Here is a 13,608-nt window from a genome sequence, read left to right as displayed (position 1 = left end):
TATGATAATCACTATAGAAAAGGCCTTAGGATTATCCTAAAGCCTTTTTTTTGTGAAATTATTCCAAATTAAAAAACATTAAAACCCGGTTTTTGACCCAAGTTTAATATCTTTGAATTTGATTTTTAGAAAATGAATATACCCCATGGCAGGAGATAAAAATAAAGAAAAACTCATTTTAGATTCGGCAGTTTCACTTTTCACTTCCAAAGGCTATTTGGCTACTCGAATGGAAGATGTAGCTAAAACAGCTGGAATAAGTAAAGGCCTTACCTACTTCTATTACAAAAACAAGGAGGATCTTTTTATGGCACTGACCAAAAAAGCCTTTGACCAATTCAAGGATGAATTTCGCGATGTGTATAGATCTAAAGGAAAGTCGGGCTTGGAAATGCTGAGTGATCTTTTGGTGAAAATCGTTGTCTTTGCCAAAGCAAATCAGGTCTATTACGATGCCATTCTTAATTTCTTGGATCTTCTGAAGAAGTACAATAATCCAGAAACCCGAAAGCTGATTGATCCCAAAACACTGGAATCTTCACACTTTCAAAAGCTTTTGGAAATTCATCATGAGCCAGCCAAAATCGGAATCATGATGGTGAGCCAAGGTATCAAAGACGGTAGTATTCGTGCAGAATTGCAGCCTGAAATCACCTTCTATACTGTTTGGAGTATGATTATAGGCTATGAAAAAATGCTGGGACCTATAGAGTATGAAGGCAAAGATCTTAAAATTCATTCTGAGAATTGGGAGCCCTGGATTTCTGCGATTGATGCAGGAAATGCTCAAAGGAACAATTCAAGCAACGAAAAAGACAACTGTCCAAGGAAGCCTTTTCTGATCATGAAAATAAAAAACATTCTAGTGGCTGGACTGATTGTCTCAGGATGCCATTCAAAAACGAACGTAGATCTTGTCATCAAGAATGCAACCGTGTTAAATATCGAAGCAGGTTCTCAAGTTGAGAACCGCTTTATTTTTATAAGCTCCGACAGCATTGTTGAGGTAGGTGATGAGTCCCTTCTGGAGAAATATAGGGCAATCAAAGAAGTCGATGCAGCAGGTAGATTTCTAATGCCAGGATTATGGGACAACCATGTACACTTTGGCGGGGCAGAATATATTGACGAAAATGAGCAGCTCTTGCCATTATACCTAGCATTTGGGGTGACCACTGTTCGAGATGCCGCAGGAGATATAAGTATGGAAGTGCTCAAATGGCGGGATGAGATAAATAATGGTCAGCGAATTGGACCTAAAATCCTGACTTCGGGGCCTAAGCTGGAAGGGATAGAATCTATTTGGCCAGGTGATCTGGAAGTAGGGACTGAAGAAGAACTCGATGCCGCGCTTGACTCTCTGGATAAATTGAATATTGACTTTGTCAAAATCACAGACAACACGCTAAAACCAGCACTTTTCCTTAAAGCAGTAGAAAAGGCTAAAGCTAGAGGATATAGCGTTTCCGGGCATATTCCAGCAGCATTGACACTGGATCAGGTCTCCAAGGCTGGACAAAAAACGGTAGAGCATTTGTCCTATATGATGAGAGCTACTACGCCTTTGGAAGCCGAAATATCCAACGGAAGGGCAAGTGGAAAACTCTCGGGATCGGAGGCAGCAGCACTTCAGGCTGATACATATAGCGATTCCGTTGCCTTTGCCAATTTCCAGCAACTTGCAAAGCAAGGTACAGGTGTTGTCCCTACTATTTTGATCAGTTATAATATCGCCTACCTGGATGAAAATGAGTTTGCCAGTGATACTATTCTCAATTATTTAGGACCAAAACTGAAAGAAAGTTACCAGTGGAGAATTGAAAGAATGGCCGGTGAATCTCCTGAAGTTACCCAATCTAGAAAAGAGAATTTCAAAAAAGTCTCATACCTCCTGCCTATGATCCAAAAATCAGGGATGAAAATCATCGCAGGAACAGACGCTGGATATTTGAATACCTATGATTTTCCAGGGCTAGCCATTCATCTAGAATTACAAAAGTTCGTGGAGTTTGGACTGACTCCTCAGGAAGCATTAGTCGCCTCAGTTATCAATGGTCCAGGTTGACTTCGGAATAACGGACTTTGAAACAGTAGAAGCTGGAAAGAAGGCAAACCTGATTTTATTGAATAAAAACCCTCTGGAAGATATTTCTGCTACCTTAAGTATCGAGGATGTGATTAAGGACGGGAAACTTTTTACTAGATCTGACTTGGACAAAATGCTATCCGAGATCAAGGCATGGGTAGCCGAAAAGGAGGGCAAGTAATAAACGTCGATGTTCTGATTTTTAGTAAAATCCATCACAATAAAAAGAGGCAATTGAATATCAATTGCCTCTTTTTAGTATAAGTAAGTCCTTTTATATCTAGTGTATGTCCCCCATTAATTTTTTAATAAAGGGAGAAGCAATCAGTATTAAAAGCCCTGCTCCTACCGAATACATTGCGATTAGTAAAAAACCATCAGTATAAACTTCTAGAGTTTCAAAACCTCCGATGTTTTTATCTGTACTTTCAATAGCTAGTTGTTTACCAATAAACCCTACTACTTGAAAAGCAAAGGCAGAGGATAAAAACCAGACACCCATCATAAAAGCTACAATTCGCTTAGGAGACAGATCGGTTATTTTAGATAGACCAACAGGAGACATAAAGAGTTCTCCAATAGAGATCAAAAAGTACATCAAGAGTAAGTAAGCAAACGGTACCAAACCAGCTTCATTTGCACTATTCTTACTAATATGTAAAATATAGAAGCTGAGGCCAGCAAATAAAAGTCCCATTCCAAATTTGAAAGGAGTTCTTGGATTCAGGTTCTTTTTGGATAAAAAAGTCCAAAGTAGTGAAATCGGAATTGCCAGAATTATAATCCACATTGAGTTTAATGAATTAGTCTGGGAAGCCGTCATAATCCCTCCCAAATCAATATTTCTAGCTGCAAAAAGTGTAATCACACTGCCCGAAAGCTCATGAAAGCCCCAGAAAATCGTCATAAAAACAGTAATAAGAACTGCCACTATTAACTTGCCTCTTTCCTCTTTAGTGGATTGGAAAATGATATATGCCAGATATCCCAAAATACTCACTCCAATAATTTTAAAGATTATGTTTACGATATTCTGGTCGCCAAAGAATCCCCCTTCGCTTCCAAAGGGCTTATAGGATGACAATAAGTACGCAACAACTGGCACAGTCAATACAGATAGCAGCGGAATTAGATACCTGTTTTTAATACCTAATACTTTTTGATCAATCTCTCCGCTTACTGGAGGCATTCCCCTATCGCCAAATACACCATTTCGAATCCCCGTCCAGAAGAAAATAAGACCTGAAAGCATGCCAAAACCTGCTAACGCAAATCCATAATGCCAGCCATAGGACACTGCAAGCCATCCACACAATAAGGGAGCAATCCATCCGCCGATATTTATACCCATATAGAAAATAGTAAATCCAGAATCCTTACGTGGATCACCATCTTGATACAATGTGCCGACAAAAGTTGAAATGTTTGGTTTGAAAAAACCATTTCCTACGATTATGAGAGATAGAGCAAGAAAAAAAGCAATGTTATGTTCTATTGCCAAAACAAAATGGCCAAGTGACATCAATATTCCACCTAGAAAAATAGAATTCCGCATGCCAAGAATCTTATCGGAAATCCTACCTCCAATGACTGTAGAGGCATAAACTAATGATCCATAAGAAGCATAAACAGCTGCCGTTGCATAATCCCTATCACTCAAAGCTTCAAAAATAACCTCAACCATGTACAAGGTGAGTAAAGCTCGCATACCGTAGAAACTAAATCGTTCCCACATTTCTGCAAAGAATAAGTAAAATAAGCCTTTAGGATGGCCAAACATCGTTGGCTCTTTCAATTCTGTGTTAAGGTCTTTTTCCAAGGAGAGTTTTATTTGGGTGAAATCAATTTTACAATGATAAAGCTTTTTAGCGCTTGTTTCCAAAGTTAAAGATGCTGAATTATAGCCTCATGATTAAAAATTACACTTTTGGAATGAAGGCATATCCCGACTTGACCACTACCCTAACCAGTAAACAAAATAAACATCTGTTTTTTCTACGCAACCGATTGTATTTAAAAATAAAGCACTTTTTATTGGTTTATTTAGTGTGTATTTGAGTAATTTTGTGAAGACAATTTTCAGATTGTAAACCCAAATACTTATGCAGGAACTAGATCTGGCTACCCAGACTTCTCCCCTGGCTTTTCTCAATCTACCCCAGAAAGAAAAGTTCATATCAACCTTCCACCAGCAGCACTGGTTGAATTTGCTTTGAAGCGAAAGGAAGGAAAACTCACATCCACTGGCGCTCTAATGGCTGACACTGGCAAATTCACTGGCAGATCACCAAAGGACCGATACATTGTCCAGGATGACAAGACCAAAGATGCAGTTTGGTGGGGTGATGTTAATATCCCTTTTGATCCGAAGAAATTTCAATCGCTACTAGGGAAGATGCAATCATTTCTTGCAGACAAAGAGCTATTTGTAAGAGATGCATATGCAGGAGCTGATGAAAATCATCGACTCAAAATAAAGGTGATAAATACCAAAGCTTGGCACAATCTATTCTGCCACAATATGTTCCTTAGACCTTCTGAGGATGAATTAAAGAGCTTCGAGCATGACTTTACCATTATTTGTGCTCCCGAATTCGAAAGCTAATCCTGAGACTGATGGCACCAAAAATTCAAATTTTGCTATTCTAAATTTAACAGAACGCATCATCCTAATCGGAGGTACCGGGTATGCCGGAGAAATGAAAAAAGGAATTTTCTCTGTTCTAAACTTCATTCTTCCCCACGACAAGCATATTCTTTCGATGCACTGCTCCGCAAATGTGGGTTCTAATGGTGATACAGCGATCTTCTTTGGGCTATCAGGCACAGGCAAAACCACCCTTTCTGCCGATCCAAAAAGAAACCTGATTGGGGATGATGAACATGGCTGGACAGAAAATGGAGTTTTTAACTTTGAGGGTGGCTGCTATGCAAAAGTAATTGACTTGAGTAGAGAAAAAGAGCCTGAAATCTGGGATGCAATTAGATTTGGGTCTATTGTGGAAAACACTAGATTCAAAGAAAATTCCCGAGAGGTAGATTTTGCAAACAAATCTGTAACAGAAAATACCAGAACTGCTTACCCAATTGACTTTATTCCAAATGCTCAAAACCCATCAGTGGGAGGTATTCCTAAGAATATTTTCTTTCTAACGGCAGATGCATTTGGAGTGATCCCTCCTATTTCTAAACTAAATAAAAGCCAGGCGATGTATCATTTCATTTCTGGTTACACAGCTAAAGTTGCTGGAACCGAAATGGGTGTTACTGAACCAAAATTGACATTTTCGGCCTGTTTCGGAGCTGCATTTCTGCCTCTTCACCCTGCCAAGTATGCTACCTTATTTGGTGAAAAAATGGAAAAATATGATACGAATGTTTGGCTGATCAATACTGGCTGGACTGGTGGACCATATGGAGTTGGCTCCAGAATGAAATTAGCTTACACTCGCGCCATGATATCTGCGGCATTGGAAGGGAAATTAGACCAAGTGGAATATAAAAAGCATCAGGTTTTCGGATTCGAAGTCCCTCAAGATTGTCCAAATGTCCCTTCGCAAATACTTAATCCACGAAAAACGTGGGCAGATACCGAAGGATATGACAAGCAAGCGAAAATTCTCGCAGAGGCCTTCAATTCAAATTTTGAAAAATTCAAAGAGTTTGCAACAGTTGAAATTCTAGACGGAGCTCCTCTACTATAATATTTATAAACCCTAATAACACCTGAGTCTGCATTTGGAATGCAGACTCTTTTTTTTTATAGGGCATTTAACGTATTGAGAGGCAATATCTAGAACTCTATTTTTGGATAGTATTATCTCTAACTATTTAAAAACTATGAAAAAAATTATTTTATCAACCATTGCATTTCTTTTTGCAGTCACAGTAATTAATGAGGTTCAGGCACAGCAATTTCAGCAAGGACAAATGGATCTAAATATTGGAGTTGGGTTAGTCCCTACTTTTGGTACTGGAGATGTAGGGATTCCGCTCAGCGCTTCTCTTGACTATGGTATAACTGACCAAATATCAATCGGAGGATATTTGGGTTACGCAGGTTCCAATGACAACATACCCTTCCTAGGCAAGATATCTTACACTTATTTGATTTTTGGGGCTAGAGGTGCTTATCATTTTGAATTAACAGAAAAACTCGACACTTACGCTGGCCTACTGCTGGGGTATAATGTAGCTTCAGTAAGTATAGAAAACTCTTCCCCTGGAAATGCCGGAACCTGATGCTGCCGGTGGATTCACTTATAGTGTTTTTGGTGGAGCACGATATCATTTTAATGAAAAAATAGGTGCATTTGGAGAGATTGGCTATGGCATTTCAGTTTTAAACTTAGGATTAACAGTTAAATTGAAATAGCTATCTGCACAACAGATGCTTTTAAATAGGATTTTAAAAACATTTTTCTGCACAATAAATTCAAAGTATGAGTTATTTTTGCTTCCATAAATTTTTATCAAAAACCTGAAAAAATGAAGACAGCGGAATTAATTACAGAGAAGGGAACAATGAAAGTTGAGTTTTACGAAAAGGACGCGCCAATTGCAGTTCAAAATTTCGTTGACCTTGCTAATAAAGGATTTTACGATGGATTGACTTTCCATAGAGTTATCCCAAATTTTGTAATTCAAGGTGGCTGTCCTAAAGGAAACGGAACTGGTGGGCCTGGTTACCACATTAAATGTGAACTAGACGGAGAAAATCAGTATCACGACCGAGGAGTTCTTTCGATGGCACACGCAGGTAGAAATACCGGCGGATCTCAGTTCTTCATTTGCCACAGCCGAGACAATACTGCTCACTTGGATAGAAACCACACTTGTTTTGGGAAAGTCGTTGAAGGGCTGGATGTGATCGATGAGATAAGAGCTGGAGACAAAATCGAAAAGATTGTCGTGTCAGAATCTTAATTCAACATAGACTATAATTACAAATGCCCTCATTAGCAATTAGCTTTTGAGGGCATTTTTTATAGGTATTGCAGAGAAAATCAAAGGTTGGAATAGTTATTGAACATGGGTCATTCCTTTTTGAAATCACTTATGAATAAACGTTTAGCTCTCCTCATACTTGTTATTTTCTTTAGCATCTCTTTAGCTAAGGCCCAGCGATATGGAACTGCAGTTGGGCTGAGATTCGGAAACAGCAACCAGTATAGAACCGTAGGATTCACAGCTCAGCAGCGAATTAGCAAGCGGCTTTCTATTGAGGGGATTATCCAATCCGATTTCAAGTTGAACACCACCCTTTCGGTGTTGATGGAAAAACACCATCCGATCATCTCGAAGAGATTCAATTATTATTATGGAATAGGGCCTTCCATCGGTGTAGAAGAAAGCTTTGTAAAAGATCCAGAGACCATGCAGATTTTGCATACTTATGGAAATTCCACTGTTGGACTAGACTTAATTGGTGGGTTGGAACTTACTGTCTTAAATACGGTAATCTCTTTAGACTACAAACCCAATATTAATTTGATGGGACGAGAAGAGTTTTATAGAGGTCAAGTCGGTATCTCTGCCCGGATGGTATTAGTGAAAAGTAAGGAACAAAAGAAAAAGCAACGGCAGCGTCAAAGAGCGAAAAACAAAGCTCAAAAAGTGCCTTTAAATGAACAGATCAACACGCTATTCACGAAGAAGAATTAACGATTTTTAGACTGTAAGTAGGCTTTTTCATGCAAATCAGCTCGTTTCACAACTGATTTGTACCACTTCATCCGGAGGCGTTGCTTTTCATCATCTGTTAAGAAAAAATCAGGATGATTATACTTCTCAACTTTTTTGACCAACTCGTAAAGAGAGATGGAAGCTGCCACGGAAATATTAAAACTCTCAGTGAAACCAAGCATAGGAATATGAACTAATCCGTCAACATTTTCCCGAACCTCTTCGCTTATCCCTTCATGTTCATTTCCAAACACAAGAGCAATCTTCTCATCAGGCTCTAAATCATGAATGGAAATTGACCCAGGTAATGGACTAGTTCCATAGATTTTATAACCATTTGCTTTTAGACTGGAAAAGCAATCCTGCACGGCTGACCCTTCTTTATTGTAATATTTATGCAAATCAATCCATTGGGATGCTCCTCTGGTCACAAAGGGGTTCACTTTATATTGATTTACCTTTTCAATGACATGCACATCTTGAATCCCAAAACAATCGCAGGTTCGAAGAACTGCACTTGCATTATGAGGCTTAAAAATATCTTCTAGAACAACCGTCAGGAAACGGGTTCTTTGCGCTAGAACCTTTTCCATTACCGATTTCTTATGGTCAGTAATGTATTGGCTCAAATAATCCAGCCAACCTTGATCGATAGTTTCTAATTGATTTGGGGTTTCCATTTAAAAAGTGGGACTAAAATAGCCCCAGTTGTTCTTCATCATCTTTTTTCACAGATAAATCTATAGTAGAGCCTACTTCAAGATTGTCCTCCGAATCGCTGTCATCTTCATTTTCTTCGGATTCGGAATCTTTCCCTTTATCTGATTTTTTAGATTCGATTAAGCTGACAGATTTAATCTCATATGTACTCAACTTATTCCCTAAGGCTTTCCATCCCTTCACATCGATGAGCATATCCAAATCGTATTCCATCTCCTCTTCTTCTTTTCCCTTAATCAGAGTAACCCGAGCCTGGGGCTGTTTTTCAGTGGAAATAAGTTTGAGATATGAGTTTTTGTGATCAGAAATAAAATTAAAATTCTTGTTTAGCGTCAGTTGTTTCTATCTGAAAACGCTTTATATAAAAGGTTTTACTACCACCATCAAAGTATATGGCAGACAAGACTTTATCAGGATCAAATTTCTCAATCAATACAACATTTGGAGCGTCATATCTATTTGTGGTTTCAAAGCTGGTTAATTCATAATCACCACTTTTGTAACATACCAAAATCCGATCGTCTCCCAGGAAATTGCCTATTAATTTGCCACGCTCATCCGTATTCAAACGGCCAACCGTAGGGTCGTAATAGATATTCAAACCTCCTAAAGTCGATACACCTTCCATTTTCAATTGGATCTTGCGGATAGGGTGTCGAGTTAAAATATTACCGCCTGCTCCTCTTCCTTTGATATCTATTGAGGCAAAGTCGAAGTCAAAAACCTTCACTCTGGCTTTCGCACCCTGAGTCAAATACACTGTAATGATTTCAGCTTCACCATTTGAATTGGCAGTCAGGTAAAGTGTCTTACTTCCTTTACTACCCTTGGTGAGCATATATTCTTTGTCTCGCGTAACAGCCAGCACCTGGAATCGCTTAACCATGGCACGGCCAGTTCCTCCATCCAAATAGATGAAGTTATAAACCATACGTTCATCACCCTTTCGGAATACCGCAACATGCAGAATATCCTTTCCCATGAAATTCTTCTCCTGGATCTTGGATACTACACAAACGCCATCCTTCCGGATCACTATGATATCATCCAGATCAGAGCAGTCGCAAACAAACTCATCTTTCTTCAAGCCATATCCGACGAAACCATCTGCTCGATTCACGTATAGTTTTGCATTGTTTGCGGCTACTACATTGGCCTGGATGGCATCAAAAGTTCTAATTTCTGTCTTGCGCTCTCTTCCTTTACCGTATTTTGTTAGGAGGTTTTCATAATATGCTATCGCAAAATCTGTCAAGTGTCTTAAGTGATGATTTACTTCCTTCAATTCATCCTGAAGGCGCTTCATAAGCTCATCTGCCTTGAAGGTATCAAATTTGGAAATTCGCTTGATCTTGATCTCAGTTAATCGAACCAAATCATCTGTTGTGATCTCTCTATAAAAATCTGGCTTATAAGGCTCCAAACCATCATCTATCGCCTTCAACACATCATCCCAAGTAGTACACTCTTCGATGTCACGATAGATTCTATTTTCTATAAATATTTTTTCCAAAGAGGAGAAGAGAAGCTTCTCCATTAATTCACCCTTACGGATTTCTAACTCCCGTTTAAGAAGTGATTCTGGTTTGCTTCGTATTATATTCCAGGATTTCATTGACTGTCAGGAACACAGGAGTATCCTTGATAATCACACAAGCATTTGGTGAAATAGAAACCTCACAATCAGTAAATGCATACAGCGCATCAATAGTAACGTCCGGCGAAACGCCTGGGGCTAATTGAATAGCAATCTCTACGTCCTTGGCCGTATTATCGACCACTTTTTTGATCTTAATCTTACCCTTATCGTTCGCTTTCAGGATAGAATCGATCAATGTATCCGTAGTCACGCCAAATGGTATATCCTTAATTAATAACGTCTTACTATCTTCTTCTTCAATTCTTGCTCTAACCTTAACTTTACCTCCTCGGAGGCCTTCGTTGTACTCAGAAAAGTCAGCATAACCACCAGTGATAAAATCAGGCAGCACATTGGTTTTGTTGCCTTTCAGAATCTCTATAGATGCAAGAATTAACTCGCAAAAGTTGTGAGGAAGTATTTTAGTCGAAAGCCCTACTGCAATTCCTTCTACACCTTGAGCCAATAAAAGTGGAAATTTGACAGGTAGCGTGACTGGCTCTCTCTTTCTACCATCGTAGGAAAGTTGCCACTCCGTAGTCTGGGCATTAAACAATACTTCAAGCGCGAATTTTGAAAGTCTCGCCTCAATGTATCTGGCAGCTGCAGCGCGGTCACCCGTTCTTACATCCCCCCAGTTTCCTTGGGTTTCAATGAGAAGGTCTTTTTGCCCGATATTTACAATGGCATCGCCAATAGAAGCGTCTCCATGTGGGTGAAATTGCATGGATTGACCGATGATATTGGCGACTTTATTAAATCGACCATCATCCATTTCCTTCATTGCGTGCAAAATTCTTCTCTGCACAGGTTTCAATCCATCCTCGATAGCCGGAACAGCTCTTTCTAGAATTACATAAGATGCATAATCCAGAAACCATTCCTTGTACATTCCAGTCACTGGGACTGAAGTGTGCAGGGATTCATCTCCGTTCGTAGGTAAATTGTTTTCTTCACTCATATTGTCGTACAGTATCTACAAAGTTGAAAGGTTCACACCCCTTCAAATCAAAATCATTTCTTGTGATCCCACTTTAGCTGATTGTTAGCTAAGCTGCTTCATTATCTTCTTCCGGCTCATCTGCTTTTTTAGGATCTTCAAGCGCCAAATCCTTCTCAATCTTTAAGTTTTTGATAATGAAGTTCTGACGGTTAGGGGTGTTTTTACCCATATAGAAAGTAAGCAAATCAACAATCTTGGTCTCCTTATTCAGAATGATTGGTTCCAAGCGAATGTCTTCACCTATAAAACCTCCAAATTCCTCTGGAGAAATCTCTCCCAACCCTTTAAATCGAGTGATTTCAGGCTTATTTCCAAGTTTATGAATCGCGCGTTGTCTTTCTTCGTCAGTATAGCAATAGATGGTTTCCTTCTTATTTCTCACGCGGAAAAGCGGCGTTTCCAAAATGAATAAATGTCCATTTTTCACCAAATCAGGGAAAAATTGCAAGAAATAAGTCATGATCAGCAAGCGAATATGCATACCATCGACATCGGCATCTGTTGCTATTACAATCTTTCTATATCGAAGGTTTTCAATTCCATCTTCTATATTCAAAGCATGTTGTAGAAGGTTGAATTCCTCATTCTCATACACCACTTTCTTAGTCATCCCAAAGCAATTCAAAGGCTTTCCTCGCAGGGAAAAAACTGCCTGAGTCTGCACATCACGGGATTTGGTAATAGATCCTGAAGCAGAGTCACCTTCCGTAAGGAAAAGCATAGTATTCGCCTTCACATCATCATTTGCCTTTGGATCGTCGTAGTGCACTCGGCAATCCCTTAGTTTTTTATTATGAAGATTGGCCTTTTTAGCACGCTCATTTGCTAATTTTTTAATTCCGGAAATCTCCTTACGCTCCCGCTCTGACTGTAAAATTCTCTTCAAAAGTGCGTCCGCAACAGCAGGATTTTTATGAAGGTAATTATCCAGTTCGGTTTTTAAGAAATCGTTGATAAACGTTCGCACAGTTGGTCCATCTGGTCCTACCGATTGAGATCCTAGTTTGGTTTTAGTCTGGGATTCGAAAACCGGCTCCTGAACTCGAATAGAAATTGCAGCTACGACACTTTGGCGAATGTCAGAAGCATCGTAATCTTTCTTAAAGAATTCTCTTACAGTCTTTACAACCGCCTCTCTGAATGCTGCCAAGTGAGTTCCACCTTGAGTGGTATATTGCCCATTTACGAAGGAATAGTACTCCTCCCCATACTGATTAGAGTGCGTGAGTGCCATTTCTATGTCATTCCCTTTCAGGTGAATGATTGGATAGCGCTGGCTTTCCTCGTCTATTTTATTAGATAGAAGATCGTATAATCCTCTGTCTGAAAAATATTTCTTACCATTATAATTGATCGTGAGACCGGCATTTAGATAAGCATAATTCCAGATTTGGTTTTCCAAGTATTCAGGAATGAAATGATAGTTTTTAAAAATCCCTCCATCAGGAGAAAAAACCACTTTGGTACCATTTCGATCTGAGGACTTAATTATTGGTGCATCATTGACCAAAATTCCCTTTTCGAATTCAGCAACTTTGGTTTCGCCTTCGCGGTAAGCCTGTACTTTGAAAAAATCGGAAAGTGCGTTCACAGCTTTTGTACCCACCCCATTAAGTCCTACTGACTTTTGAAAGGCACCAGAATCATATTTTCCACCTGTATTTATTTTGGACACACAATCGATGACTTTACCAAGAGGAATCCCACGGCCATAATCACGGACTTCCACTTTATGGTCAGAGATTTTGACATCAATAGTTCTTCCGTAGCCCATCATGTGTTCATCGATGGAATTATCCAAAACTTCTTTTACCAATACATAGATCCCATCATCCTGAGCGCTTCCGTCTCCCAATTTACCGATATACATACCCGGTCTTAGTCGGATATGTTCCCTCCAATCCAGGGATTTAATACTGTCTTCTGTGTATTTTACTTCTCCAGCCATAGTTTAATTGACGCTTATTCTGCTCAAGAATTATTTTTAACCTGATTGAATTTCCCTACTAGAATACCAAACAAACCTAACACCCATAGCACAAAAAGGCCTGGAATGAGGTAGAAAAAGAAATTAAATTGACTTGCTGCTATTACTTCCTGATTATTGATGGCATGGGTATAAAATATCAACATTGCTAAGCTCATATTTAGAATTCCACCAAAGGAATAAAACCAAGCCAAATAGTAATCGCGAAACTTATCACCAATAGGAAAAATGCGTATCAATCCTTTGTGGTTTTTGGTTTCAAGCAGTTTTGGAGGCAACAGGACAAACACATTCATAATAATAAATATGGCAATCATTCCATAGAAAAATGTGCCCTTACTTAGCTTTTCCGGCGATAATCCATTTTCATCGTAATTATAGCTGACATTTTCTGGTAACGCAGAGTAGAAATAAAGCAAGAAGAAAATGAAGAGGGTAACACTAAGGAAATAAAAGGCTTTTCCGAATCGGTAATACATAATTGAGGG

General features: G+C 39.1%; 10 protein-coding genes and 2 pseudogenes. 7 read left to right on the top strand and 5 right to left on the bottom strand.

Annotated features, from left to right (window positions below):
• Window positions 1-145 precede the first annotated feature (145 nt).
• Both AC0L6R_RS08395 and AC0L6R_RS08390 read left to right on the top strand, forming a co-directional pair.
• Window positions 146-2,065 carry a TetR family transcriptional regulator gene (locus tag AC0L6R_RS08395; RefSeq protein ID WP_473270773.1) on the top strand — a complete coding sequence of 640 codons (1,920 nt, stop codon included), beginning with the start codon at window positions 146-148 and terminating at the stop codon, window positions 2,063-2,065.
• The gene (locus AC0L6R_RS08390) at window positions 2,052-2,267 is read left to right on the top strand and encodes a hypothetical protein (protein ID WP_473270772.1); all 216 of its coding nucleotides are present in this window, start codon (window positions 2,052-2,054) and stop codon (window positions 2,265-2,267) included. Before AC0L6R_RS08395 ends, AC0L6R_RS08390 begins: the two co-directional genes overlap by 14 nt.
• Window positions 2,268-2,366: 99 nt before the next feature.
• Here AC0L6R_RS08390 and AC0L6R_RS08385 read toward each other — a convergent pair whose 3' ends face one another.
• Window positions 2,367-3,905: a peptide MFS transporter gene (locus AC0L6R_RS08385; protein ID WP_283411019.1), complete on the bottom strand. Its 1,539-nt coding sequence runs from the start codon at window positions 3,903-3,905 to the stop codon at window positions 2,367-2,369.
• 283 nt (window positions 3,906-4,188) lie between these two features.
• Here AC0L6R_RS08385 and pckA point away from each other — a divergent pair.
• The 5 genes and pseudogenes from pckA (at window position 4,189) to AC0L6R_RS08360 (ending at window position 7,750) form a co-directional block, all read left to right on the top strand.
• Window positions 4,189-5,790: pseudogene (pckA, locus tag AC0L6R_RS08380) on the top strand (phosphoenolpyruvate carboxykinase (ATP)).
• A gap of 136 nt (window positions 5,791-5,926) precedes the next feature.
• Window positions 5,927-6,328, top strand: coding sequence for a hypothetical protein (locus AC0L6R_RS08375; protein WP_473270770.1), 402 nt, complete (start codon window positions 5,927-5,929; stop codon window positions 6,326-6,328).
• Window positions 6,315-6,461, top strand: coding sequence for a hypothetical protein (locus tag AC0L6R_RS08370; protein WP_473270769.1), 147 nt, complete (start codon window positions 6,315-6,317; stop codon window positions 6,459-6,461). Before AC0L6R_RS08375 ends, AC0L6R_RS08370 begins: the two co-directional genes overlap by 14 nt.
• Window positions 6,462-6,574: 113 nt before the next feature.
• The gene (locus AC0L6R_RS08365) at window positions 6,575-7,012 is read left to right on the top strand and encodes a peptidylprolyl isomerase (protein WP_283411022.1); all 438 of its coding nucleotides are present in this window, start codon (window positions 6,575-6,577) and stop codon (window positions 7,010-7,012) included.
• A 132-nt stretch (window positions 7,013-7,144) separates the two neighbouring features.
• Window positions 7,145-7,750, top strand: a complete 606-nt coding sequence (locus AC0L6R_RS08360) for a hypothetical protein (protein ID WP_473270768.1) — start codon at window positions 7,145-7,147, stop codon at window positions 7,748-7,750.
• Here the strand turns inward: AC0L6R_RS08360 and AC0L6R_RS08355 are convergent.
• The 4 genes and pseudogenes from AC0L6R_RS08355 to AC0L6R_RS08340 all read right to left on the bottom strand — a co-directional run bounded on the left by AC0L6R_RS08355 (window position 7,747) and on the right by AC0L6R_RS08340 (window position 13,599).
• A complete protein-coding gene (locus AC0L6R_RS08355) occupies window positions 7,747-8,451 on the bottom strand; it encodes a TrmH family RNA methyltransferase (RefSeq protein WP_473270766.1) in 705 nt (234 codons plus the stop codon). The genes AC0L6R_RS08360 and AC0L6R_RS08355 overlap by 4 nt on opposite strands.
• 13 nt (window positions 8,452-8,464) lie before the next feature.
• Window positions 8,465-11,091 (bottom strand): annotated as a pseudogene (locus tag AC0L6R_RS08350) (DNA gyrase/topoisomerase IV subunit A).
• A gap of 88 nt (window positions 11,092-11,179) precedes the next feature.
• Complete coding sequence (locus tag AC0L6R_RS08345; RefSeq protein ID WP_473270764.1) at window positions 11,180-13,081, bottom strand: DNA topoisomerase IV subunit B; 1,902 nt, start codon at window positions 13,079-13,081, stop codon at window positions 11,180-11,182.
• Window positions 13,082-13,104: 23 nt separating this feature from the next.
• A complete protein-coding gene (locus AC0L6R_RS08340; RefSeq protein ID WP_283411027.1) occupies window positions 13,105-13,599 on the bottom strand; it encodes a DNA topoisomerase IV in 495 nt (164 codons plus the stop codon).
• Window positions 13,600-13,608 lie beyond the last annotated feature (9 nt).

The sequence above is a fragment of the Algoriphagus sp. 10J20-15 genome (genome assembly GCF_055809615.1).
The sequence above is the reverse complement of the archived record's forward strand: the minus strand, read 5'-3'. Positions and strand labels throughout refer to the sequence as shown.

What these genes read in the sequence shown, in the direction of transcription:
- AC0L6R_RS08390 (WP_473270772.1), top strand. Translation starts at nt 2,052, where the DNA reads ATGGTCCAGGTTGACTTCGGAATAACGGACTTTGAAACAGTAGAAGCT.
- AC0L6R_RS08360 (WP_473270768.1), top strand. Translation starts at nt 7,145, where the DNA reads ATGAATAAACGTTTAGCTCTCCTCATACTTGTTATTTTCTTTAGCATC.
- AC0L6R_RS08355 (WP_473270766.1), bottom strand. Translation starts at nt 8,451, where the DNA reads ATGGAAACCCCAAATCAATTAGAAACTATCGATCAAGGTTGGCTGGAT.
- AC0L6R_RS08345 (WP_473270764.1), bottom strand. Translation starts at nt 13,081, where the DNA reads ATGGCTGGAGAAGTAAAATACACAGAAGACAGTATTAAATCCCTGGAT.
- AC0L6R_RS08395 (WP_473270773.1), top strand. Translation starts at nt 146, where the DNA reads ATGGCAGGAGATAAAAATAAAGAAAAACTCATTTTAGATTCGGCAGTT.
- AC0L6R_RS08340 (WP_283411027.1), bottom strand. Translation starts at nt 13,599, where the DNA reads ATGTATTACCGATTCGGAAAAGCCTTTTATTTCCTTAGTGTTACCCTC.
- AC0L6R_RS08370 (WP_473270769.1), top strand. Translation starts at nt 6,315, where the DNA reads ATGCCGGAACCTGATGCTGCCGGTGGATTCACTTATAGTGTTTTTGGT.
- AC0L6R_RS08375 (WP_473270770.1), top strand. Translation starts at nt 5,927, where the DNA reads ATGAAAAAAATTATTTTATCAACCATTGCATTTCTTTTTGCAGTCACA.
- AC0L6R_RS08365 (WP_283411022.1), top strand. Translation starts at nt 6,575, where the DNA reads ATGAAGACAGCGGAATTAATTACAGAGAAGGGAACAATGAAAGTTGAG.